General features: G+C 44.8%; 24 protein-coding genes. All 24 read left to right on the plus strand.

Annotated features, from left to right (window positions below; all coding sequences use genetic code 11):
• Nucleotides 1-73 precede the first annotated feature (73 nt).
• The 24 genes from malQ to DW025_RS02395 all read left to right on the plus strand — a co-directional run bounded on the left by malQ (nt 74) and on the right by DW025_RS02395 (nt 25945).
• A complete protein-coding gene (gene malQ, locus DW025_RS02280; RefSeq protein WP_119998523.1) occupies nt 74-1573 on the plus strand; it encodes a 4-alpha-glucanotransferase in 1500 nt (499 codons plus the stop codon).
• Nucleotides 1574-1688: 115 nt separating this feature from the next.
• A complete protein-coding gene (locus DW025_RS02285) occupies nt 1689-2696 on the plus strand; it encodes a LacI family DNA-binding transcriptional regulator (protein WP_243104866.1) in 1008 nt (335 codons plus the stop codon).
• Nucleotides 2697-2973: 277 nt separating this feature from the next.
• The gene (locus DW025_RS02290) at nt 2974-3642 is read left to right on the plus strand and encodes a hypothetical protein (RefSeq protein ID WP_119998527.1); all 669 of its coding nucleotides are present in this window, start codon (nt 2974-2976) and stop codon (nt 3640-3642) included.
• A gap of 472 nt (nt 3643-4114) precedes the next feature.
• On the plus strand, nt 4115-5521 hold the full coding sequence (locus DW025_RS02295) for an amidophosphoribosyltransferase (protein ID WP_015533815.1): 1407 nt from the start codon (nt 4115-4117) through the stop codon (nt 5519-5521).
• A 94-nt stretch (nt 5522-5615) separates the two neighbouring features.
• A complete protein-coding gene (locus DW025_RS02300) occupies nt 5616-6836 on the plus strand; it encodes an ATP-binding protein (protein WP_119998529.1) in 1221 nt (406 codons plus the stop codon).
• A 160-nt stretch (nt 6837-6996) separates the two neighbouring features.
• Nucleotides 6997-7665, plus strand: coding sequence for a response regulator transcription factor (locus tag DW025_RS02305; protein WP_119998531.1), 669 nt, complete (start codon nt 6997-6999; stop codon nt 7663-7665).
• A complete protein-coding gene (locus DW025_RS02310) occupies nt 7659-9053 on the plus strand; it encodes a sensor histidine kinase (RefSeq protein WP_119998533.1) in 1395 nt (464 codons plus the stop codon). Before DW025_RS02305 ends, DW025_RS02310 begins: the two co-directional genes overlap by 7 nt.
• 101 nt (nt 9054-9154) lie before the next feature.
• Entirely contained in the window at nt 9155-10576 is a 1422-nt protein-coding gene (locus tag DW025_RS02315; RefSeq protein ID WP_119998535.1) for an SLC13 family permease, read from the plus strand.
• A 31-nt stretch (nt 10577-10607) separates the two neighbouring features.
• Nucleotides 10608-12197, plus strand: coding sequence for an MBOAT family O-acyltransferase (locus DW025_RS02320; RefSeq protein ID WP_119998537.1), 1590 nt, complete (start codon nt 10608-10610; stop codon nt 12195-12197).
• Between the two features lie 17 nt (nt 12198-12214).
• A complete protein-coding gene (locus DW025_RS02325) occupies nt 12215-13279 on the plus strand; it encodes a hypothetical protein (protein ID WP_117551043.1) in 1065 nt (354 codons plus the stop codon).
• Complete coding sequence (locus DW025_RS02330; RefSeq protein ID WP_119998539.1) at nt 13279-14754, plus strand: class I adenylate-forming enzyme family protein; 1476 nt, start codon at nt 13279-13281, stop codon at nt 14752-14754. The genes DW025_RS02325 and DW025_RS02330 overlap by 1 nt, the downstream gene beginning before the upstream one ends.
• Nucleotides 14755-14793: 39 nt before the next feature.
• Nucleotides 14794-15015, plus strand: a complete 222-nt coding sequence (locus DW025_RS02335) for a phosphopantetheine attachment site (protein ID WP_015533823.1) — start codon at nt 14794-14796, stop codon at nt 15013-15015.
• A 202-nt stretch (nt 15016-15217) separates the two neighbouring features.
• Entirely contained in the window at nt 15218-15436 is a 219-nt protein-coding gene (locus DW025_RS02340) for a cation transporter (protein WP_055146474.1), read from the plus strand.
• Nucleotides 15437-15544: 108 nt separating this feature from the next.
• Nucleotides 15545-17458 (plus strand): heavy metal translocating P-type ATPase, encoded by a 1914-nt coding sequence (locus DW025_RS02345; RefSeq protein WP_119998541.1) that lies wholly within the window; start codon nt 15545-15547, stop codon nt 17456-17458.
• An 11-nt stretch (nt 17459-17469) separates the two neighbouring features.
• Complete coding sequence (locus tag DW025_RS02350) at nt 17470-17835, plus strand: ArsR/SmtB family transcription factor (RefSeq protein ID WP_022216672.1); 366 nt, start codon at nt 17470-17472, stop codon at nt 17833-17835.
• A gap of 185 nt (nt 17836-18020) precedes the next feature.
• Entirely contained in the window at nt 18021-18392 is a 372-nt protein-coding gene (locus tag DW025_RS02355) for a GntR family transcriptional regulator (RefSeq protein ID WP_022058324.1), read from the plus strand.
• 133 nt (nt 18393-18525) lie between these two features.
• Complete coding sequence (locus DW025_RS02360; protein ID WP_243104867.1) at nt 18526-19443, plus strand: ATP-binding cassette domain-containing protein; 918 nt, start codon at nt 18526-18528, stop codon at nt 19441-19443.
• A gap of 41 nt (nt 19444-19484) precedes the next feature.
• Nucleotides 19485-20138: a hypothetical protein gene (locus DW025_RS02365; protein WP_117550653.1), complete on the plus strand. Its 654-nt coding sequence runs from the start codon at nt 19485-19487 to the stop codon at nt 20136-20138.
• 92 nt (nt 20139-20230) lie between these two features.
• Nucleotides 20231-20872 carry a hypothetical protein gene (locus tag DW025_RS02370; RefSeq protein ID WP_119998545.1) on the plus strand — a complete coding sequence of 214 codons (642 nt, stop codon included), beginning with the start codon at nt 20231-20233 and terminating at the stop codon, nt 20870-20872.
• A gap of 267 nt (nt 20873-21139) precedes the next feature.
• Nucleotides 21140-21823 carry a YjjG family noncanonical pyrimidine nucleotidase gene (locus tag DW025_RS02375; protein WP_117874589.1) on the plus strand — a complete coding sequence of 228 codons (684 nt, stop codon included), beginning with the start codon at nt 21140-21142 and terminating at the stop codon, nt 21821-21823.
• 104 nt (nt 21824-21927) lie between these two features.
• Complete coding sequence (gene metF, locus DW025_RS02380; protein ID WP_119998547.1) at nt 21928-22797, plus strand: methylenetetrahydrofolate reductase [NAD(P)H]; 870 nt, start codon at nt 21928-21930, stop codon at nt 22795-22797.
• Nucleotides 22798-22875: 78 nt separating this feature from the next.
• Complete coding sequence (locus DW025_RS02385; RefSeq protein ID WP_119998549.1) at nt 22876-24906, plus strand: glycosyltransferase; 2031 nt, start codon at nt 22876-22878, stop codon at nt 24904-24906.
• 27 nt (nt 24907-24933) lie between these two features.
• Nucleotides 24934-25371, plus strand: a complete 438-nt coding sequence (locus tag DW025_RS02390; protein WP_015533834.1) for a GatB/YqeY domain-containing protein — start codon at nt 24934-24936, stop codon at nt 25369-25371.
• A 13-nt stretch (nt 25372-25384) separates the two neighbouring features.
• Nucleotides 25385-25945 (plus strand): NUDIX hydrolase, encoded by a 561-nt coding sequence (locus DW025_RS02395; RefSeq protein WP_055146459.1) that lies wholly within the window; start codon nt 25385-25387, stop codon nt 25943-25945.

Consider the following 25945-nt stretch of genomic DNA (forward strand, 5'->3'; position numbering starts at 1 on the left):
TAATATTATTATAAAAAACAGGCGGTTGTGAGATTCGCAGCCGCCTGAAAATGGTTAAAAGGAGAGATTTCAGATGGAAAGATCAGCAGGAATACTGCTTGCTATATCAAGCCTCCCGTCAAAGTATGGAATTGGCAGCTTCTCAAAAGAGGCATATCGTTTCGTTGACTGGCTTAGGTCTGCACACCAGAGTTACTGGCAGATACTTCCCATGGGGCCCACCGGGTATGGGGATTCGCCGTATCAGTCATTTTCGACATTTGCTGGAAATCCATATTTTATAGATCTTGATACACTTGTGGATCAGGGACTGCTCACAGACCGCGAGTGCAGAGAGATAGACTGGGGCGACGATGGCAGATATGTGGATTATAGAACAATATATGAAGGAAGATATCCAATCCTGAGAAAATCATATGAGAGATGGAAAATGACTGACAGCATGGAGTTTTCCATGTTCATGGATGAGAACAAAGAGTGGATATATGATTATTCACTATTTATGGCTGTAAAGGATTCGCTTGGTGGAATTTCGTGGACAGAGTGGCCGCAGGATATAAGAAACAGGCAGCCTGATGCGGTGCAGCAGATGCAGATTAAGCTTGCGGATGAGATACATTTTCAGCAGTACATGCAGTATTTGTTTTATACTCAGTGGAATGCGCTAAAGAGCTATGCCAACAAGAACCATATAAGGATCATAGGAGATATCCCAATCTATGTAGCTATGGACAGCGCAGATGTATGGGCACACCCGGAGCTTTTCAGGCTTGATGAGGACAGGCGACCATACGAGGTTGCCGGATGTCCGCCTGATGGGTTTTCGGAGACCGGACAGCTGTGGGGAAATCCAATATATGACTGGGAGCTGAACAGGCAGACCGGTTACAGCTGGTGGATAGCCAGAATGAGACATAGCTATAAGCTTTATGATGTAGTCCGGATTGATCATTTCAGAGGCTTTGATGAATATTATGCCATTCCATATGGTGAGGAAACAGCTGTGAATGGCAAGTGGAAAAAGGGCCCTGGGATGGATCTGTTCAGGAATATAGAAAAAGCTCTGGGTAAGAGAGATGTCATTGCCGAGGATCTTGGTTTTGTGACTGATTCGGTCAGAAAGCTTGTGCATGATTCCGGATTTCCGGGAATGAAGGTTGTGGAGTTTGCCTTTGATGTGAGAGACACCGGGGCGGCATCTGACTATCTTCCACATAATTATATACGAAATTGTGTTGTATATACGGGAACCCATGACAATGAGACCCTTATTGGCTGGTGGAGCAGTATAGATCAGAGATCCAGAGACATGGCAAGGGATTATATGGCAGCTCATTATACACCGGACCGTCTGATCAATGTCCCATTTATCACGCTTGCTATGAGAAGTATTGCAGATCTTTGTATTATACCGATGCAGGATTATTTGGGGCAAGACAATAAATCGAGGATGAATAAGCCATCCACAGTTGGCGATAACTGGAGGTGGCGAACTATATCTGATGATACGGATGATGATCTTGCAGAGGAAATAGGCAGCCTTACACTGATGACCGGGAGAAGCAAGATGTGAAAAAGTACTCTCTAAAAATATTTACCGGGAAATGATAAGTAGAGTATTTTCTTGACCTTCACATATTGGGATAATATAATTATTGGGAATAAAAGAGAAAAGTGGGATACAGCTTATGACAATAAAGGATATTGCACGTATATCAGGTTATGGTATCGGAACCGTGTCCAGGGTGATCAACAATCAGACCGGAGTCAGCGATGCAGCCAGAGAGAAGATACTCAGGGTTATAGAGGAAAACGGCTTTGAGCCGAACGTCAACGCAAAGCTCCTCAAAATGTCAGCGAAATCGGCGGTGGTTGTCATCATAAAAGGAAACCAGAATATGTTGTTTGCGGATATAGTAGAGCGGATACAGAACCTGCTTGCTGGATATGATGAGGATGTCATAGTGGAGTACATAGACGAGGATGGTGACGAGATCGAGTATGCCATCAAACTCACTCATAGCGTGAATCCGAAGGGAATCATGTTTTTGGGTGCCAATCTTGCACTTTTTGATGAGCGTGTGAAAGAGTTTGAGATCCCGGGAGTCATAATCACGACCGGCGGAGAGATTCTTGCAAATGACAACATATCCTCCATAACGATAGATGACACGGCAGCGACATACGATATGACAAGGTATCTTCTTGAAAAAGGCCACAGGCGCATCGGAGTCATAGGAGGGCAAGTGTCCGAGAAACAGATAAGTTTCAATAGATATGAAGGCTGCAAGAGGGCTATAGATGAGTGGCAGCATGATGACCGGGCGGAGTTTACATATATTCCGTGCAGGTATTCTATGAAGGCAGGTTATGAGGCCACGAAGCGTCTCTTGGAGGAACAGCCGGAGGTTACAGCAATCATGGCTCTCAGTGATACGATAGCGATCGGCGTCATGAGAGCGGCTGCTGATCTGGGCAAACATATTCCGGAGGAGCTGTCAGTTACTGGATTTGATGGAATAGAGCTGGCAGGATACTGTGTACCAAGACTTACAACAATAAAACAGAATACAGAGATCATGGCATCGAGAAGTGTTGACATCATGCTCAAGCATATAAATTATGCAGCAGCTGGTGAACATGAGATAGTGCCATATTCCCTGATAGAGGGAGAAAGCGTTAAGAGCATCGGCTAGGATTCAGGGAAAATCTTTTTAATTAAGTTTGAATTCGTCTTATACTGGTATATTATATATCAGTATAGGGCGAATTTTTTAATGAGATAAAAGTTTGGTAAGGCTCTGAGATTCGTATTCGGTAATAATTCAGAGATGAACTTTCTGGTATTCTAAATGTTATCGATGTCTTTGGGATGAATACAGATCTTTTTCATTAGCTGGTTAAATGATAGAATGTTTATATACAGTGAGAATGTGTTAAATGTAGGAAATAAGCGGGAAAATGAGGGAATCTATGGATTACATAATAGACAATGTAGAATTTATAATGGAGCTTGTGAAGTCTGGCTTTATCGGTATAGTGGGAATATTCTTTATCGGACTTGCAATATGGATAAAGATGAAGGAGGACCGTTGGAATTTTAAGAATATCGGAATAGGACTTCTGGCTGGTGGCATGGCACTTTTGCTAATCAGTGTATCTATGGTGGTAGATAGTCTGCAGGATGGAGGGGTAATAGCTATAGATAGGAATAATCCTGTATGGGTTATCCTGGATGTGATCAAGGTGTTGGCGTGTGTACTGATATTTGTGATAGCTGGGTATATTATGCGGTCAAAACGCATAAAAGAGAATGATATGTATGACATGGAGATAACCGGAAAGATCATAGGATACGATACCCTGACCGGCAGGACAAAATTGCCGGGATATGCACAACCCACAGTGGAATACATCGATCCATACAGCGGTGAGCCGGATTCTTATGTGGTGAATCAGGATATAAACAGAAAGAAACATCCGATCGGCAGTGAGTATAGACTGCTTTACTCCAGGGAAGAGCGAAAGGCATTTGAGAAAAAGTCAAACAAGGTGTACAGGGAGATGGAGGTATTCTTTTTCGGACTGGCGGGGCTGATTTTTGTCGCGGGGGTAGTGAAATTGATAATGAATGTGTTATAAAATTTATGTTAATATGGATGTTGTAACCAGAATTTATATATGTTATAATATCGGCAGATATAAAAGGTAATAAGAGTATATCATTGTGCTTTACACAATACAGGCGCAAGCGAAAACCCCAGAGGTGGCACCCTCTGGGGTTTTCTCCGTCTATCGTGTAGGACGACGTATTTCCTAGGCTGGTTGCCGATTACTTATCTTTGTCCAGCCATTTGCAAATATAGTAGGCAACAATACTTGCTATGACAGAGATAATAAAGGTAATAAGAAGTGTTATCATATGTACTTACCCCCTTTCTGAGCCAGTATAGGGGCGGCAACAGAAATAGCATATCATAATATTATGAAAGCTAAAATCACAAAATAGATGTGTAACAATGTCATGAAATAATATTGTAATCACCGCTAGTCCTATGCTAATATAGATATGTTTGCGAAAATGACAAATTTTTATCACTTCAGGAGGAAAACAATGGGTGGATTTTTTGGAGTAGCGGCAAAAGATGACTGTGTGTTTGATCTGTTCTTTGGAATAGACTATCATTCACATCTTGGAACAAGGCGCGGAGGCATGACAGTGTATGGAGATAAGGGATTTGACAGATCCATACACAATATCGAGAATGCTCCATTTAGAACAAAGTTCGACAAAGATATGCAGAACATGAAGGGCTATTTTGGAATAGGATGTATATCCGATTATGAGCCACAGCCACTCATAGTGCGTTCACATCACGGAACATATGCTCTGACAACTGTCAGCAAGATCAACAATGTTGACGAGATATCCAAGGAGATATTTGATCAGGGACATTCACATTTCCTTGAGATGAGCGGAGGGGATATCAACAGCACAGAGCTTGTGGCAGCCCTCATCAACCAGAAGGATAATCTGATAGATGGAATAAGATATGCGCTGGAGAAGATAGACGGTTCTCTGTCACTCCTGCTCATGAACCAGAATGGAATATATGCAGCCAGGGATATGCATGGAAGAACTCCTGTGGTTATAGGCAAGAAGGATGGTGCATTCTGTGCGTCATTTGAGAACTTTGCTTACAAGAACCTTGGATACCATGACTATAAAGAACTCGGTCCTGGTGAGGTTGTCGTACTCACGCCGTCCAACTGCGTGACGCTTGTGCAGCCGGGCAAGGACATGAAGATTTGTACCTTCCTATGGGTATACTATGGTTACCCTGCAAGTTCATACGAGGGTATGAGTGTAGAGCAGATGAGATACAACTGCGGAGCCAGCATGGCAAAGAGAGATAACGTTAAGCCTGATATCGTAGCCGGAGTTCCGGATTCAGGAACAGCGCATGCAGTCGGTTATGCCAATGAATCAGGAATACCTTTCTCAAGACCGTTCATCAAGTACACACCGACATGGCCGCGTTCATTTATGCCGACTATACAGAGTCAGCGAAACCTCATAGCCAAGATGAAGCTTCTGGCAGTTGAGGATCTTATCAAGGATAAGAGCCTTCTGCTCATAGATGATTCTATCGTGCGTGGAACACAGCTCAGAGAGACAACTGAGTACCTTTTTGACAGCGGTGCAAAGGAGGTACACATCAGACCTGCGTGTCCTCCACTTGTATACGGATGTAAATACCTTAACTTCTCAAGATCATCATCAGAGATGGATCTGATAACAAGAAGGGTTATCGAGAGACTTGAGAATGGCAATGTGACAGATGAGGTACTTCAGGAGTACACAGATCCTGATTCAGAAAAGTACGAAAAGATGGTTGACGAGATCTGCAAGGAGCTGCATTTCACATCACTCAGATTCAACAGACTTGATGATATGCTTGAGGCGTGCGGAGTTGAGAAGTGCAAGCTCTGTACATACTGCTGGGATGGTAAAGAGTAGAGCAGGAAAACAGCCGCATAACCTGGCATATATGGTTAGGACAGAACATTTTATGACAAATATTAAACGGTGGTAGAGATAAGGCATAGATAATATGGGTAATAGTGCAGAGAATATATCAGAGATCACAATAGAAGAGATACAGGAACTGGATAAGGATTCATATCTGATAGTTGACATCAGGGATGAAGTTGAGATATCCCACGGAGCCATCCCGGGAGCGATGGCAGTTCCTGCGGACAGTCTGATGCCGGAGCGTTTGGCAGAGACCGCAGGTGAACTGTTCCCGGCAGAGAAATATATATCCGGGGGTGGTTTAAATGGAAAGAAGCTCATCATCTGCTGCACCCACGGTACCAACAGCATCCCGCTGGCGGAGAGATTTGCAGAGCTCGGATATGATGCTGTGAGTCTCAAAGGCGGTTATATATCATGGCTGCTCTACACCATGGGAAAGCAGGAGCAGACTGACATATGTGCCGATGTGGAGAAGAGTCTCCGCAAGAAGTTCCACAAGAAGATATGGTGCAACTTCACAAAGGCTATTAACAGATACGAGCTGGTTAAGGAAGGCGACAGGATAGCCGTATGTATATCGGGTGGTAAAGATTCTTTCCTCATGGCGAAGTGCTTTCAGGAGCTGAAGAGGCATAATAAGTTTCCGTTTGAACTTAAGTTTATAGTCATGGATCCGGGGTACAGTCCGGCAAACCGCAAGGTCATAGAGGATAATGCCAGGATGCTGAACATCCCTATTCAGATATTCGAGTCAGATATATTTGATTCAGTATATAATGTTGAGAAGTCGCCGTGTTATCTCTGTGCAAGAATGAGACGAGGCCATCTGTACAGCTATGCGAAGGAGCTTGGCTGTAACAAGATAGCTCTCGGACACCACTACGATGATGTCATAGAGACCATACTCATGGGTATGCTCTACGGGGCGCAGATGCAGACCATGATGCCGAAGCTTCACAGCACCAACTTTGAGGGCATGGAGCTTATCAGACCTCTTTATATGGTAAGGGAGGACGACATCAAAGCGTGGAGGGATTATAATGAACTTCATTTTATACAGTGTGCATGTAAGTTCACGGATACATGTACCACCTGCAATAATGAGGAGACAAAGTCCAAGCGTCAGGAGATCAAGCAGCTCATAGCAACACTCAAGAAGACAAATCCGTTTGTGGAGGGCAACATATTCAAGAGTGTGGAGAATGTCAATATCGATACCCTTATAGAGTACAAGCAGGGAGGCGTGAGACACAGCTTTCTTGATACCTACGATGAGAAGAGCGGTAAGACAGAATAGATAAAAACAGCATTTGAGAGCCGTTATTTACATTTTGCAGATGTAAGTGACGGCTTTTAATGTTATTTTCATAAAAGCATGGCAATATATATCTGTTCAGCGATCGTGCAGCGATATACTGTAGTGGCCAACAGGTGAAAATGACAGGGAGGATGGAAGTATGCGTATACTTGTAGTTGAGGATGAGAAGGATCTGAACAGCATAATATGCAGTAAGCTGGTCAAAGAGGGCTATAATGTGGATGCCTGTTATGACGGACAGGCGGCACTTGATTATATGGAAGCGGAGAATTACGATGGGGCGATCATGGATATAATGATCCCGAACAAGGACGGAATAACAGTCCTGCGTGAGATGAGAAATGCGGGGATACAGGTTCCCGTGCTTTTCCTCACGGCCAAGACGGAGACACAGGATATAGTCAGGGGGCTGGATGCCGGAGCCAGCGATTATATGACAAAGCCATTTGAGTTCCCGGAGCTTATGGCAAGACTCAGGGTCATGCTGAGGACCCAGAATCAGGTAAATGAGAATGTGATAACCTGTGGTTCACTGGTGGTCGACATGAACAACAGACAGGCGATCAGGGATGGAAAGGTCATCGATCTCACGGTCAGGGAGTATGCTATCCTTGAGTACCTTGCCAGAAACAGAAATATGGTAGTCACCAGGGAACAGATACGGGTGAACATCTGGAACATAGATGACGATGTCAATTCAAATGTGATAGATGTGTACATCCGTTATCTGAGAAGAAAGATAGACGATAATTATGAGGAGAAGCTGATCCATACAATAAGAGGTGTCGGCTACAAACTGGAATGTTAAAGCAAAAAATATCATTTGTAACATATACTGTTATAATCACAGCACTTATTCTGGTGGTGGGAATATCTTGCCTGCTGGTCATCCAGAACAATCTTATGAATGATGATATGAACCTGATGGCTTATAAGAAGCTGACGCAGGAGGTAATGCAGATTAGACGATACATAGCGTATGATTCACAGAAGAAGCCACATATAGATGATGGATTTTACGACCGTGAGGACGAGCCGGATAGCAATGAACAGATATATGTGTTCCTTCAGGGAAATGACGGCGAGATCCTTGACGGCGAGGTGCCTGAGGGATATGCGGATAATCCGGATATAAGCAAAAGTCTTATGCATATAGATGCAGGGAAGGTCAAGTATTTTGCAGTCGTCAGGCGGGGAAGAACAGACAAAGAGCCGCTGAAGAAGACTTCTAAATACAAGATCTGTGTCATGGTATCCGTCAGGGATATAGAGAGCAATTACAGTGAGCTTTTATATAAATCATACTGTGTTATTGGAATCGTGCTGATAGCATTTGTGATATATGCATTTGCTTTGAGGAAACTGATAGCAGTTCCAATGGAAAGCCTGAACCGTTCGATAGATAAGAGTGTGGACAATCTTGATTTTACAGAGAATCTGGAGTATGACGGCCCGTTCAAGGAGCTTGATATGCTAACCGATGCGAATAACAACCTGTACAAAAAAGTCCATCAGGAGCTTGAGAGACAGACCGAGTTCAATGCAAATGTATCCCATGAGCTGAGAACACCTGTAGCAGTCATGCATGCCCAGTGTCAGCTTTCCAGGGAGATAGCTGAGAAGAATGGCGATGAAGAGATGCTTGAGAGCATAGAGGTATTCGAGAGGCAGACCTCACGTATGAAGGGGCTCATAGAGCAGCTTCTTCAGATGTCGGTCATGGACAACGAAAACGCAGTCATAGCGGTTGAGGATGTAGATCTGCTGGATGTGGTGGAGTCTGTGTGTGATGACGTGGAGTATATCTGTAAGAAGAATCTTAAGTTTACCTACGACCTGAAGCCGACGATGGTCAAAGCGAATATGAACCATATAGTTATCGTCGTGAACAATCTGATGTCAAATGCGGTGAAATACAGCAATGATGGAGGTAGTATCCATGTGTCATGCGGTGTGAAAAATGACAGCTATTTTATCTCGGTCAGGGATGAGGGCCGGGGAATGGATAATAGCACAAAGGAAAAGATATTTGAGAGTTTTTACAGAGGTGAGCCGGACAGAAGTGCGGAGGGTTTTGGCCTGGGTCTGTCACAGGTAATGCAGATCGCCAGATATTACGGAGGAACCGTGGATGTTGACAGTGGGCCCGGAAAAGGAAGCCTGTTTACATTTAAAATCCCGGTAAATGCAGAATAATGTCTGTGAATTTTAATATATATTAATTTTTTTAATGAAAGATTAATCTTAAATATTTATAATTTAAAATTAGTGTTTTATTGAAAATAGGAGATATATTTATGAAAGACCGAAAGAGAATAGTACATTTACTCATCGGCCCATTGTTATTCGGGCTGTTTACGGCACTTTTGCCACACGGAGTATTCACGACATTTGAGTCAAGAGCAGCGATAGGAACCATCATGTGGATGGCGTACTGGTGGGTAACAGGCCCTGTGGACTATGCGGTAACCGCATTCCTCCCGATAGCCTTAAATGCGATATTTCAGATGACTGACATGTCGGCGGTCATTTCCAACTATGCAGACGAGACGATACTGCTTCTTCTGGGAGCTTCCATCATAAGCGTGATGTGGGAGAATACCGGGCTTGACAAGAGGATAGCCATTACATTCCTGAGACTTATCGGCAGCAGTTTGAGGATACAGCTTGTGTTCTGGTTTGTGTTGTCAGCAGTTCTGTCAGCGGTGCTTCCAAATGCAGTGGTATGTGCGACGATCACACCTATAGCGATCGCCATGCTCAAGTACATAGGAATGGACGATATCAAGACAAACAAGACTGCATCAAAGATACTTCTCACGATAGCATATGCAACCGGACTCGGTGGTCTGGCATCGCCGCTTGGAGGTGCGATGAATCTTGTGACGGTCGAATATATACAGCAGATAACAGGCGAGGAGTACATGTACTCTTCATGGGTCGTAAGATTCCTGCCTATCATGCTCATACTTGTGCTTGTAAATATCCTGTTCATGATCCGTGATGTGAAGAAGACAGAGATGCTTGGCGGTTCAAGGGAATACTTTGTAGCAAAATACAAGGAGCTTCCTCCTATGAGCTACGAGGAGAAGACCGCGCTTGTGTTATTTGTTCTTGCCACGGTGCTTGCATTTACCAGACAGCTCTACCAGAGCATACTTCCGGGACTCAAGCCGGCATATGTATTTATCATATGCGCCATAGTATCATTCATTCTCACCAACAAGAACGGAGAGCGTATCATGGTGTGGAAGAATGTTCAGGGTAAGATCATCTGGGGACTTATGTATATATTTGCCGGTGGACTTGCTGCCGGAACACTCATCAACAAATCCGGTGCTGCAGAGGCGCTGGGCGAGTGTATATCAAAGCTTGATATGAAGGGCGGATTTATCACAGTGTTCGTGATACTTGCCGTTACACTTCTCATGTCAGATGTGACATCCAACACAGCCACTGCTGCGGTAGCCATGCCGCTGGTAATATCCATCACACAGGGCTGCGGACTCAATCCGATACCATACATATATGTGGCATCTGTGGGAGTAAACCTCTCGTACATGCTTCCGACATCCATCAGGGCGATCCCGGTTGGATACGGCCTGTCACCAAAGTATATGTTCAAAGAGGGCTGGAAGATAACGTTGCTGATTCTGGCGGTCATGTCAGTGGTATGTGCGCTGCTGCTAAAATACTGGCCGGCGTTTAGCAGTGTATAAATAATTTTTACTTGTAGAAGAGGGAGAGAACATGTCAGTAGTAACTTATACATTTATAGTTTTTTTATTGTGTACAGTATTGCTATACTACATAGTTCCAAAGAAGATACAGTGGGTGATACTGCTCCTTGCGAGTCTTGTGTTCTACGGATATGCCGGGATAGAGTATCTGCTTCTGGTCATTGCCACGGCTGTTGTCGTGTATCTGTTCTCACTGAGACTGCAGAAGAGTCTGGACGAGCAGGAAGAGCTGGCAAAGGATGCGGACAGAAGAACCGCACGAAAGATCAAGGCTGCTGAGAAGGCGAAGAGAAGGAAGTTCCTCGTGTGGGCACTTGTCATAGTTATCGGTGCCCTAGCAGCGTTCAAGGCGTTTGGCTTTGTGCTCGACAATATAAAGAGATTCATACCATACGACGGATTGCAGAGCATTCCTGACTGGAATCTCATAGCACCTTTGGGAATATCATTTTACTCATTCATGATGATCTCATATCTCGTGGATTTGTATAACGGACGAATATCAGCGCAGAAGAATTTCTTCAGATACCTGTCATATGTGCTTTATTTCCCACATGTTACCCAGGGACCTATAGCCAGATATGAGGAAGTAGGATATCAGCTCTGGGAGGAGCACCGCTTCAATATGGACACTATCATGAGAGGTGTCTGGCTCATGCTTTGGGGATTTGTGAAGAAGATCGTTATAGCTGACAGGATAGGAGCTTTTACAACAGAGATATTTGGGCATACATTTGATTATCATGGCGGAATATTCCTGGCAGTGGGGATCGCATATTCCATCCAGATATACTGCGACTTCTCAGGATGTATGGACATAGTAAGGGGCGCTTCAGAGTGCTTCGGCATCGTTCTGGGAGAGAACTTCAGAAGACCATACTTTTCACAGACACTTCCTGAGTTCTGGAGAAGATGGCATTTGTCACTGGGTGCATTCTTCAGAGAATATGTATTCTACCCGGTGTCAACATCAAAGCTGTTCCTTAAGCTCAATGTCAAGATAAGAGATCACCTCGGAAATGTGATAGGAAAGGTATTTGCAGCGAGCATACCTATCCTGTGCGTGTGGGTGCTGACCGGTCTCTGGCACGGCGCAAAGTGGAATTATATAGCATGGGGCTTGTATCACGGAGTGCTGATATGCATGTCGACACTTTTTGAGGAGCCGCTGGCAAAGCTTACAAAGGCGCTCAGGATAAAGACTGACTGCATAAGCTGGGAGATATTCAGAATGCTCAGGACATTCATCCTCTGTGTCATCGGACGTCTTATATTTATGGGACAGGGAATCCGAAGCTCGATCTGGATGATCCGTTCCATGGTTTTTGATCACTCAAGGGTGTATAATATTGTGGATGAATTTTCACTTTCAGGAAGAGAGTGGAGAGTTTTGATATTTGGATGCCTTCTCCTTCTTGCTGTGTCTATCGCGCAGGAGATCATGGAGAGAAGAGGCAGCACAGGCGATGTCAGAGAATGGCTTGCAAAGCAGAACATAGTATTCAAATGGCTGGTCATGGCAGCAGGTCTGGCATTCATTGCCATTTGCGGAGTATACGGCTCCGGTGCGGGCGCATCATTTATATATGAACAGTTCTAATGAGAAGGGAGAAAGATATGCCAGCGTGGATAAAATATACAATATCAGTATTTTCGATATGTACAGTGCTTTTCCTTGGCTTGAACAAGGCGGGAGAACTGGCGAGACCACAGGATTTTGACTCTGATGTGTGGACAAACTACTATGCGGAGGAGGATAACACCATCAATACGGTGCTCATCGGCTCCAGCTCGATGTACAGATACTGGATACCGACCCAGGCGTATGAGGAGCAGGGGTACACATCAATGCTCATAGGTACTGCGGCTCAGGATATAAGACTTGCGCCGTATCTCATGGAGGAGGCTGCCAAGACCCAGGATCTGGATCTGTTTGTGGTTGAGGTCAGAAGTATTATCATACGAGGCGATGTCACAAAGATAAAGGATGAGCATTACAATTATCGTATGGAAGTCATGACATCGGGCATGAGACCATCATCGACGAAGTTTGAGATGATACAGAAGTATTACAGAGCGGACGAGAAGTCCAAGTTCGAGCTCATGTTCCCTATTCTGAAGTATCACGATAATCTGCTGACATTTGACAGACAGGTGCTTATAGACAGACTCAATCAGGGAACGGACGAGTTCAAGACAGGCAGGCAGAGGGCGAAGATCACGAAGATCAAGGAGCCTGTGTTTGAGTCTGACGGACAGCTTCATCTGTCGGATGAGACACTCGGATATATAGATGACATAGAGGCAAAGGCAGAGGAGCTCGGAGTTAAGGTTCTGCTGGTTGCGACACCTTACTACCCATCAAAGGGTCAGGCGTCCAAGCAGCTTCAGCTTGACGAGTACATAGCCTCAAAGGGATATGATTATCTGAACATGAACAATGTTCTTGATGAACTGAATCTGGATTATTCAACAGATTTCTACAACAGCAAGCATGTAAATATTGCGGGTGCCAAGAAGGTTACCACATATCTTGCACAATATATAGAGGACAATTACGGCCTGCAGAGTAAGCTTACAGATGAGCAGAAGCAGAGCTGGACTGATGCCTGTGATGCCTGGGCAGATGAGGAAAGCAGTCTCATGGCAGAATGGGAGAAGTACAAGAAGGAGAACGAATAATGTATAAGCAGACGGTATTACATTATATTCAGGAGTATGCCCAGACGCAGCCGGACACTCTGGCGGTGTGTGAGCTAAGAAAGACAGTCACATACGCAGAGTATTGGAGCAATATAAGAAAGACTGCACACGCTTTGCAGGATATGGGCATATGCATGGGCGATCATGTAATGATCAGATGCACACAGAACATAGATTATCTGACAGTGTTCACTGCACTGCAGTACATGCAGGTGCTTGTCGTGCCGATAGAGAAATCCACATCCGCAGAGAGGGCAGTTGAGATAGGCCAGAGAGTTGATGCGGCATGTCTCATATCAGACAAGCCTGTGGATGGAATAAAGTGTATAAGCCAGAAGGAAATAATAACCAGGATGAAGGATGAGAGCGAGGCAGAGCTTGAGCTTCCGGGTGAGGAGGACAGATCGATGCTGCTCTTCACAACGGGAACTACTGGATCTTCAAAGGGCGTTGTCATGCACCACAGAGGTGATGTGGGAATAGCCGGCAATGTCATCGAGGGAACAGCCATGAAGAAGGGCAATGTGGAGATAATACCAATGCCTCTCAACCATTCATTTGGAATAAGAAGATACCAGTCAGACATGGTAAATGGCGGCACAGTATGTCTGATGGACGGAATGGTATTTATCGGAACGCTGTGGAAGCTCATAGAGAAATACGGAGTGACATCCATGGCGATATCACCGGCATCACTCGGAATGATATTCCATTTGTCGGATGACAGGATCGCGGATTATGCAGATCAGCTTGATTATATACAGATAGGCTCAGCACCTCTTGCCGAGTCAGACAAGGAGAAGCTGCTCAAATTGCTTCCACATACAAGACTGTATAATTTCTATGGTTCATCTGAAGCCGGATGCGCATGCATACTGGAGTTCAGTGGCAATGGCAACAAGACAGGATGTATAGGAAGACCTACCGTGAACTCGGTCGTAAGATTCTCTGACGACGAGGGTAACGTGGTTACAAATGGCAGCCCGGAGTCACCGGCACTTCTGTCCTGGGGCGGTTCTATAGTCATGGAAGGCTATTACAATGACCCCGAACTCACTGCTGAGACCATTGTGGATGGATATGTTAGGACAAAGGATCTGGCATATCTGGATGAGGATGGCGACTGCATACTTGTAGGCAGGGCCGATGATGTGATAAACTATGGTGGAAGCAAGATATCTCCTGCAGAGATAGAAGACCTTGCACTTGGATATGAGCATATAGATGATGTGGCTTACACTTCAATCAAAGACCCGATCACCGGAGAGCTTCCGGTCATACTGGTCGTGCAGAAGGATGGCTATGAGGAAGCTGATTTTGAAAGCTTTCTTGCTGACAGACTTGAGAGCTACAAGCTTCCAAGAAAGTATATCTATGTTGAAAGTATACCAAAGACGTTCAAGGGTTCAGTTCTGCGAAAGGAAGTAAGAAAGCTTGCAGAGCAGAACGTATAGATGGTTTGCAGAGAAGATCATACAAAGGAGAATTGAACAATGAAAGAATTTATTGAGATGCTCAAGAAGATCAAGCCAAATGTTGATTTTGAAAATGAGGAGGCACTCGTTGACGACGGAATCCTGGAGTCACTCGATATCATCTCTATCATTTCAGAGATAGCAGATAAGTACGGAGTTGTCATCCCAAGTGATGAGATCATACCTGATAACTTCAACTCAGCGATCGCTCTCTATGAGCTTGTGGAGGATCTGAAGTAGGAGCTGAAACATGATCTGAAATTGGAATCAGATATATCTGGAACAAAAACCTGTGTATATGTTATATACACAGGTTTTTTTAAAATGCACAGATGTTCATATAAATAAATTTTAAAAAGAATAGCATTTTACTGTTGACATATAATTAAATACATGTTTAAATGTTCATAGATTCAATGAGAACAATGAAAAGGAGATAACTATTATGAAGAAGTATAAGATTGAAGTTGATTGTGCAAACTGTGCAGCAAAGATGGAGGAGGCTACAAAGAAGGTAGCAGGTGTTAAGGATGCAACTGTAGCATTCATGGCACAGAAGATGAGCGTTGAGTTCGACGACGGAGCTGACGAGGCTGAGGTTATGAAGAACGTACTTAAGGCTTGTAAGAAGGTTGAGCCTGACTGCGAGATCTTTATGTAACCAAAGGCGGTTATGCATGTGCATGCTGACTGCCGGATTATGGTATAGCAGGTTGTTTAGTCACGGCTAACTGTGAAAGATCTGTGCTCTATCAGATAGGAGGATGTTATGACAAAGAAACAGAAAAAAGTGCTCAGAAGAATTATAATATCGGCGGTTCTTCTGGTTGCCATGGCTGTCACATTTACGGTGCTTGACAAGACCGGGATGGTGGATCTTGAGAATCCGTCAGTTATGTGGCGATGTATAGAGATCGTGGCGTACCTGATTCCATATCTCATCATCGGTTACGATATACTTAAGAAGGCGTTTCTCGGAATCATACACGGAGAAGTATTTGACGAGAATTTCCTCATGGCGATTGCCACTGTAGGTGCCATGGTGCTCGGTGAGTACAAGGAGGCATCAGCGGTTATGCTGTTCTACCAGGTAGGTGAGCTGTTCCAGAGCTACGCGGTGGGCAAGAGCAGAAAGAACATTACCGCACTTATGGATATCCGTCCGGATTATGCCAACATAGAGAAGGATGGCAAGCTGGAACAGGTTGATCCGGATGACGTTCAGATCGGAACAGTCATAGTTGTACAGCCTGGAGAGAAAGTACCTATCGATGGAAAGGTTGTTGAGGGAGTTTCATCACTCAACACCAGTGCCCTCACAGGTGAGAGCGTACCTAGAGAGGTTCATGTGGGTGATGAGATCATCAGTGGATGCGTCAACCTCAACGGACTTATAAAGATCGAGACAACCAAGGAGTTTGGAGAGTCGACCGTATCTAAGATCCTTGATCTCGTTGAGAACTCAAGCATGAAGAAGTCCAGATCAGAGAACTTCATCACAAGATTTGCAAAGTATTACACGCCGGCTGTATGTATAGCAGCACTTGCACTTGCAGTGCTTCCGCCATTGGTAAACATTATCATGGGTAATCCTGCAGCATGGTCCAAGTGGATCATCAGAGCACTGACAACACTTGTTATAAGCTGTCCATGTGCACTGGTAATATCCATTCCACTGAGCTTCTTTGGAGGAATCGGCGGAGCTTCGGCAAAGGGTATTCTGGTCAAGGGTTCCAACTATCTTGAGGCTCTCTCATACACAAAGTATGTCGTGTGCGATAAGACAGGAACACTCACAAAGGGTGTGTTCCAGGTTACAGAGATACATCCTGAGGGAGGAATGAGCGAAGCTGATCTTCTTGAAAAGGCAGCGCTGGTCGAGAGCTATTCCAACCATCCTATCAGCAAGAGCCTGAAGGAGGCATATGGCAAGGAAATCGACAACAACAGGGTCACAGACGCAAAGGAGATCAGCGGACACGGTGTGTCAGCGGTTGTTGATGGTCATGAGGTTGCCGCAGGAAATGTCAAGCTCATGAAGCAGATGAACATACAGGCAGCGGTTCCTACATCGGTTGGAACAGAGATACATGTTGCCGTGGATGGAAAGTATGCAGGATATATTCTCATATCAGATGTTGTCAAGCCAAATGCAAAGGAGGCTATAAGTGGTCTCAAGGCAGCAGGCGTGGAGAAGGTAGTCATGCTCACAGGTGATGCGAAGAAGGTTGCAGATGCAGTCGGAAGCGAGCTTGGCGTGGATGAGGTGAGAAGTGAACTTCTCCCTGGAGACAAGGTGGATGAGGTCGAGAAGCTCATCGCAGCCAAGGGAGAGAAGGAGAAGCTTGCATTTGTCGGAGATGGAATCAATGACGCCCCTGTACTTTCGAGAGCAGATATAGGAATCGCCATGGGAGCCCTTGGTTCCGATGCAGCTATCGAAGCTGCGGATATCGTCCTCATGGATGATGATCCTGCAAAGATAGCGACAGCCATGAAGATATCCAAGAAGACACTCAGGATCGTACACCAGAACATAGTATTTGCACTTGTGATCAAGTTTGCATGCCTTGCACTGGGCGCAGTTGGATTTGTCAACATGTGGTGGGCAATATTCGCAGATGTAGGAGTTATGATCCTTGCGGTATTAAATGCGACAAGAGCACTGAGCTTCAAAGAATAGGAGGAGACCGCATGGGAGAGATACATTTGCCGCATTGTCACTGCGACAATGAGAACAAGATCATAAAATGCATGCCGTCTGTGGAAGATTGCAGCAGCATGGCAGATATATTCAAACAGCTCAGCGATGGCACAAGGCTCAGGATACTCTGGATGCTGTGCCACCTCGAGGAATGTGTCAGCAACATAGCGGCGGCCATGGAGATGAGTGATCCGGCCGTATCGCACCACCTGAAGCAGCTCAAGGGCAGCGGCCTGATCGTGAGCCGCAGAGAGGGCAAGGAGGTATATTACAAGCTGGCAGACACAGAGACAGCCAGACTTGTACACAAGGTGTGTGAGGAGATGTTCCAGATAACATGCCCGCTTGAACAATAGAATAATATGACAGATAAATCCCCGCCGGTACCGAACAGATCAGTGCCGGCGGGGGTTTTTTGCGTGGACAAGGAGATGAAGATATTATTATTTTAGGGTTTAGAGTAAAAAGTTGTTGACACATATCCGTACATAGCGTATATATAACATATAAACAGTTGAGAACAGTTTAAGGAGGTGTACATATGAGACTTTCTCAGAACTCAGGAGTGCCTATATATCAGCAGATAGCAGACAGCTTCAAGTCGGACATTCTGGCGGGCAAATATGCCCAGGGCGAATATCTGCCGTCTATCAGAGGACTGGCGCGGGATCTGAAGATAAGTGTTATCACAACCATGAAAGCATATGAGCTGTTAGAACAGGAAGGGCTGGTCACGGCTGAACAGGGCAAGGGCTTTTATGTGAATGCACAGGACAGTGAGATGCTGATAGAGCAGCATCTTCGAAAGGTCGAGGCATCTTTGACGGAGGCCATAGCTGCGGCACGTATTGCGGGTTTGTCGGACGATGAACTAAAGAATATGCTTGATGCCTTGCTTATGGTACAGGATTGACAATCTGACAGGCAGGGAACAAAACAGACAGAGAACAAAGCAGGCAGAGAACAAAGCGTACAGAAAACAAAGCGGACAGTAAATAGGGTAAAAGAAAGACATGAAGAGAGTTTAAGGTTTAATGGAGGATTGGATGATGAATTATGACTGCGCTGTAAAAGGGGAGAATATTTCCAAAAAGTTTAAGACATTTACACTGGATATACCTGATTTGAGGGTGCCGAAGGGATTTGCGACAGCACTCATCGGTGAAAATGGAGCGGGAAAGACGACACTTCTCAATATGCTTTCAGGAATAAGGCTTGATTACAAAGGTGAGCTGACTTTCTTTGACAAGTATTCATCGGAGGAAAAGGAGAGAAGGGCGGATGTAAAGAACAGGATAGGCTATACGGGAACAGGCAGATATTACCTTCCACAGTGGACTGTATCTGATGTGGAGGAGATAAGCAGTCTGCTCTTTGACAATTTTGACAGGGACGAGTTCGAAAGATATTGCCGAGAACTTGCGATATTTCCTGATTCCCCGGACGGTGTTGCTCTGAAGAAAAAGTGTTCAGCACTCTCTGATGGAACCAGAACTAAGCTGATGCTTGCCGGGGTTATGGCGAGGGATACAGACCTGCTGCTGCTCGATGAGCCGGCATCGCCTCTTGATCCTCTTATGCGAGACAAGCTGTGTCAGATGATCGGCGATTATATAAGCGACGGAGCGGGGGAGAAGAGTGTATTGTTCTCAACACACAATATATCCGATATGGAGAGTATCACTGATTATGCGATCATCATGGAACATGGAAATGTGGTCGAGTGCGGATTTGTGGAGGACCTGAAGGAGAAATACATACTGATAAAGGGAGATGCCCAGGATGCGGAGGTGGCATCAAACATCCTTTATACCATGACTAAGAATCCATATGGTTTTGAGGGAATCTGTCTTGCAGAGAATCTGGACAAGCTTGCCGGAATGAATGTGAGCAAGGAGATACCATCGCTGTTTCAGATAAGTGTTGCGGTCATGAAGAATAATACAAAAATGGTATTAAAGTAAAAACAGCTTAGAGTGTTTCACGTATTTATAGGAGCGTAATTATGATGATGATAAAGGATTACAGAGCCATCACGAATGGAAAATACCGGCTAGTGTGTAATGTGTTGATACCGATCATACTGGGGGTGATACTGGCATTGATCGATATAGGAGTGAGAAAATATTATGTAACAGCGGTCATGCTCGGTGTGGGAGCGGCGCTCATGACTGCGATCGAGGTTATGGCTGATTATTGGGGATTCGGTGCAATATGTGTGAAGGGCTGCCTTGGAATGGATTATCTGAAGACGTCAACAAAGGGGAAAGCCATGTTACGGAATGCGCTTACGGCGGATCTGCTTGCCCGACCGGCGAGGATCGCGATATGCATGGTGATAGTGGCCGTACCATATGAAATTATGGTGGGTAACCCGGTAAGACTGCTTTGCCTGTCGATACTGCTCACAGCAGATATTTCCGTGTGGGCGCTGAACATTACGAGATATGTCCAGAATGTTCAGGTCATGAGTCTGCTGTCCATGCTGTCATCAGGAGCATCGGGAGCTGCGGTTATATATATAACGATATCTTCGGAATTGCAGAAGTTTACATGGCTCATAGTTACAGCACTGGCGGTATTGCTGCCGGTTGGAATATATGTGACGCGCAGACATATGTACTGCAAGGTTGAGGCGTCTTATCTGGATATGGATTAACAGATTGTTGTTCAAGGCCGGAAACGGCTTAGACTATCCGCCCCGCCTGCCGGCGGGAGAAATGATATATATTAGACAAGGAGGATTAAGGGATGAAAGATTTGATACTTGGTTTTAAACTTCTTAGATATGGATATAAGTTAAAGACAAATGTGATGATGTTGGGGTTATTCACTGCAATAGGTTTATTGATTGAAATATCATCACACGGAACGAATATTCTGGGCGGTTTCTATTTTATGCTGACTGGAATGTTTGCCTATCAGATGATAATATACATGAATGCATCGGACTATGTGCAGTCAAGCGTGATGAAGAGAAAACTGGAGGTGGGAATGCCAGTGATCGTCAGCACAGTTGTGTATCTTGTACTTTTCACAATACTTGTTGTGGAGAAATATATACTTATCAGAATGTATCCGGAGAATACAGAAAACTATCAGGATACATTGTTTATGATCATATTTATATTGTTCGGAGCTATGATATTCTGCGGTGTATGTTACAAATATTTTGTGGCAAGCTTTATTGTGTTTATGCTGGTGATAATGACCTGCATGTCAACAATCAGTCATATATCAGATGTTATAAGTCTTGGGCTTGTAAAGTTTGCTGTTCTTGGATATGCGGCCATCCTTTTGGGTGGTGTTATAGAGTATTTAATCAGTTCACTTCTCTACAGAAAACAGTTGTCAGAGATCGCAATGAGCGGACTCAGCAAGAGCATGAAGTAAATTGAAATACAAATAAACTTAATAAAATAGACGGAACAGAGCCGGTTGCGGATCGTGCGGGATTGCCGAAGAGAGGGCGGTCACAGCAGAAGATTTGTAACCGGCTCTATTGCTATTATCTGGTGAGTGGAATATAATATTTAAGAATGTGCGCACTGGAAAAATCCGGCAGCTGCGCATAAGAGTAATGTATAAAATGCAGAATCATAACGACAGACACTGATAAGTCAGCATATGAATTTGAAAAGAAAGATATAAGGAATTTATATGGTACAGAACATATTGTTTGATCTGGATGAGACACTGCTGGACTTCAAGCGCAGCGAGAGCAGAGCGCTCTCAAATATGCTCAGGCATATAGGGGTGGAGCCTACAGAAAAGGTCATATCCAGATACAGCGAGATCAACAAATCAAGATGGAAGCTGCTTGAACAGGGGCTGCTCACAAGGCAGCAGGTGAAGGAGAGCAGATACGAGATACTATTTGCAGAGCTGGGAGTTGACTACTCTGCTGCAGAGGCGACAGCCTACTATGAGGATCAGCTCAGCCAGAAGGGATTTGTATTCCCTGATACGATAAAGCTGCTTGATACTTTGTATGGACGATACAAGCTGTACATTGTGTCAAATAGCGGAGCATACGTACAGACTGGAAGAATGGCAGACTGCGGTATAGTAAAATATTTTGAGGATATATTCATATCTGAGGATGCCGGAGCGGAGAAACCGTCCAGAGAATTCTTTGACTATTGCTTTGGTAGGAGACCAGAGATAAAGGCAGATGAGACTGTGATCATAGGAGACAGTCTGACATCAGATATTCAGGGCGGAATAAATGCTGGGATAAGGACGATATGGTTCAACCCTGATGGTCAGCAGGCGGCGGATATACATCCGGACTATGAGGTGAAAAAACTTATGGATATTCCGGCGCTGCTTGAAGAGTTGTAAGCAAAAAAACAAAATTATTTATCGGGACCGGATACAAATGAGTCCGGATATAAATGAGTCCAGATTGAAATAAACAGTAATAGTCAAATATACAGAGGTAGTACATGAAGATAAGAGATTTGATAACACAGGACAAGGCGACACTCTCATTTGAGGTGTTCCCGCCAAAGAAGGATACAGACTTTGCGGATGTTGAGGCAGCGGCGCTTGGTATAGCGGCATTTAAGCCGGATTACATGAGCGTTACATATGGTGCCGGGGGAAGCACCAAGGGACATACGATCCAGCTTGCCCAGGAGATCCAGGAGAAGTACGACGTGCCGACCATAGCACATCTGACATGCGTGTGTGCCAGCAAAGAGGGAATCAGGACTGCGCTTGCTGACATGAAGAATGCCGGTATAGAGAATATACTTGCTCTCCGCGGCGATATACCGAAGAACTATGATGGACAGGTATTTGCAGAGTTCTCACATGCATCAGAGCTGGTGGAGCTCATCAAGGAGACAGGAGATTTCTGCGTGGGCGGAGCATGTTACCCTGAGGTACACCCAGACTCGGCAAATAAGCACGAAGACATAATTGGGCTTAAGAAAAAGGTCGATGCTGGATGTGATTATCTCACGACCCAGATGTTCTTCGACAACAACATATTCTTTAATTTCATGTACAGAATCAGAGAGGCGGGAATATCAGTGCCGATCATACCGGGTATTATGCCTATAACAAGAAGAGTACAGGTCAAGAATGCTGTCAAGCTCTCAGGCTGTAACGTGCCGGAGAGATTCAAGAGCATAGTCGATGCATTTGGCGATACAGAGGCTGCGATGAGGCAGGCGGGAATTGCATATGCCACAGACCAGATCATAGATCTCATGGCAAATGGAGTGAAGCATATACATGTGTATTCCATGAATAAGCCTGAGGTTGCGGCAGGAATACAGAAGAATCTATCGGAAATACTTAAGATATAAAATTTATTGACAGACCTAGAGTCGGGACATCATGACGGACAGCAGTAGGATGATGTTCAATGAAAGGAGTATCGGGTTATGAAGCCGGTTATATCATTGATTTTTACAGCCGGAGGCAGTGCGGATACATTCCATGAAAAGCTGGCTGGACAGACATTTAAGGAGTACGAGATAATAGAAGCGGACAGATTCGCGGGGATTGAGCGCGCGCATGGAGAATATATACTGTTCGTGGATGGCTCGGAGGTTTATCCGGAGAACATGCTGGAGAAGCTGCATGACGCCGCAGAGCAGAGCGGGTCGGACATGGTGATTTCGAACTGCGAGCTTATAGACAGTGACGGTGGGAAGACCTTCGGAAGAGGTGTACATTTTGAGTGGGTTCACGGCGGAAAGAAGGTGTTTAGCTGGAGGGACTGCCGTGGCAGGATAATGAATGTGGCACGTCCATTGGTTGGAAATAAGCTCTATAGAAAGCAGTTTATAATGGATGCGGGTCTGCACTGTGCAGGCTGTGACAGCGAGATATTATACTCGGCACTTGGAGCCGCAGCGGCGGCAAAGATAGTATATGTAAATGATCTGACATTTTCAAGGAATGTTGTTCCTGAGAGTGAGGATGAGAAGCTGCCGGATGTTCCGAAGACCGTTGACTGTGTGACGGAGCATGTGAAGGGCATGGCAGACAGGACTGATCTGTGGAATGCTGTTATGTACTTTGCCATACGTCAGTATGTGGACAATTATGAGAAGTATTGCAGAGAACTGGATTCTGCAGAGAGAATAGAGTTTTACGAGAAAGCGCACAGCGTATTTAACAGTGAGATATTTGACGGATTGACAGAGAAGGGACTCAATGATGACAAGTTATTCCGCAAATATTCCATCATGAAGAAACATGATTCATCGGAGCTGAAAAAGCTCAAAACAAGAAGGATAATAGTGTCACTCACATCCTATCCTGCGAGAATAGCAGGCATAGCACAGATGCTTGAGTCGATATATTCACAGACCAGAAAGGCAGATAAGATCGTTCTGTGGCTGGCGGAGGAGCAGTTCCCGAATAAGGATGACGATCTCCCGGATGATCTCAGAAAACTACAGTCTGAGGATAAGCTGGAGGTCAGATGGTGCGATGATCTGAAACCGCACAAGAAGTATTTCTATGCGCTGCAGGAGTTCACGGACGACGTGGTCGTGACGATAGATGACGATCTGCAATATTCCCCATACATGCTGGAGAATCTGTATATGTCATACCTGCAGTATCCGGATGCGGTGTCTGCGGTGAGGACACACTGGATGGTCATATCGGAGAAAGGAGAGCTGCTTCCATATAGATATTGGATGAAGGAGACTGATGCCTGTCTGTACAGGCCAAAGATGCAGTTGTTTGCAACCGGAGGCGCAGGAACCTTATACCCACCAGGAATTTATGATGATAAATGGTTCGACAAAGCCAAGATGGTGGATATGTGCCTGTGGGCGGATGACATCTGGCTCAAGCTTATAGAAATCATGTCAGAAGTTCCGGTTGTGGCGGCTATGCCATGTGAGGATCTCCGGTATTTACCGGGATCACAGGAAGTGGGACTTTACCATAAGAATGTGAATGCTGATCAGAATGACGTTCAGTTACAGAAGATAGAGAAATGGCTTAAACCTGAATATGGAGATAATGCACTTGCGAAGAAGATTCTTGAATATGATGGAGAGCCGGTAGAGGATGCACTGATCAGGGTATGTGAATGTCATGAAAAAGAACGCAGAGAATTGAGGGATGAGATTGGTAGAAATTCCAGACAATTAAAGAAACGCATTGAAGAAAATGAGCGTGCCCACAGGGAAAAGTCAGAGATAAATGCCAAGCTTCAAAGAACATACAAGGAAAAGTCGGAGATAAATGCAAAACTACAGCAGACATATAAGGAAAAGGCTGACAGGGGTATCCGGATAAAAGAACTTGAGAAGGAGAAATCTGATCTTCAGGCAAAACTTGGAGAACTTCAGGCAGAAAAAGCAGATATTCAGAAGAAATTGGAACAGCTTCAGGCAGAGAATGTTGTTTTGCAAAAGCAGCGTTCAATATGGTATAAAATAAAAAAGTGATAAAAATAAAGAAAGAAGGAAATAAAAATGACACTTGAGAAGTTACAGAAGGATATGATAGCAGCAATGAAGGCAAGGGATAAGGAGAGAAAGGACAGCATCTCATCCCTCGTATCAGCAGTTAAGAAGGTCGGAATCGATAACGGCTGCAGAGACAACATTCCTGAGGATATAGTTGACAGTGTTATCCTCAAGGAGATCAAGTCTGTAAAAGAGCAGATCGATACCTGCCCTGCAGACAGAACAGATCTTCTGGAGCAGTACAAGGCAAGATATGATGTGTTCAACGAGTATGCGCCAAAACTTCTGTCAGAGGATGAGGTGAGAGATATCCTCACAACAAAATTTGCAGATGTGATAGCAACAAAGAATAAAGGCCAGATCATGAAGGCTGTTATGGCTGAACTCAAGGGCAAGGCAGACGGCAAGGTCATCAATCAGGTTGTGGCAGAGCTTTGCAAGTAGAGGAGAAAGTGTTTTGAAATTTGTAGGAATTGAAAAGAAAGAACAGGGAAAGTTCATCACACGATACGATGTTCAGTACGAGACTGTAGACGGAATAGTTAAGAACTATGAGATGATAAGCAGGAATGGAGAAATCACCGATTTCGAGGGACTTCATGGCAAGGCAGCAGATGCGGTGGTCATCATCGCCACAGACGAGGCAGATGAGAGAATCCTTATAGATAAGGAGTTCAGACTTGCTCCGGGTGAATGGGTATATAATTTCCCTGCCGGACTCATAGATCCGGGGGAGACTCCTGAGGTCAGTGCCAGACGTGAGCTTATGGAGGAAACGGGACTTGAGCTGTACGAGATCAGTGACACAATAGGGACAAGCTACAGTGCTGTAGGATTTTCAAATGAGACAAATATGTGTGTTGTAGGCAAGGCGAGAGGCGAGTTCAAGCCGAGTACTTCAACTCTGGAGGAGATCACTCCGGGATGGTACACAAAGGCAGAGGTAAGAGAACTGCTCAAGACTGAGAAGTTTGCAGCCAGAACACAGGCCTTCTGTTATGTGTGGAGCAGACAGTGA

The sequence above is a fragment of the Coprococcus sp. AF38-1 genome, from assembly GCF_003603945.1.
Lineage (GTDB): Bacteria > Bacillota > Clostridia > Lachnospirales > Lachnospiraceae > Coprococcus > Coprococcus aceti.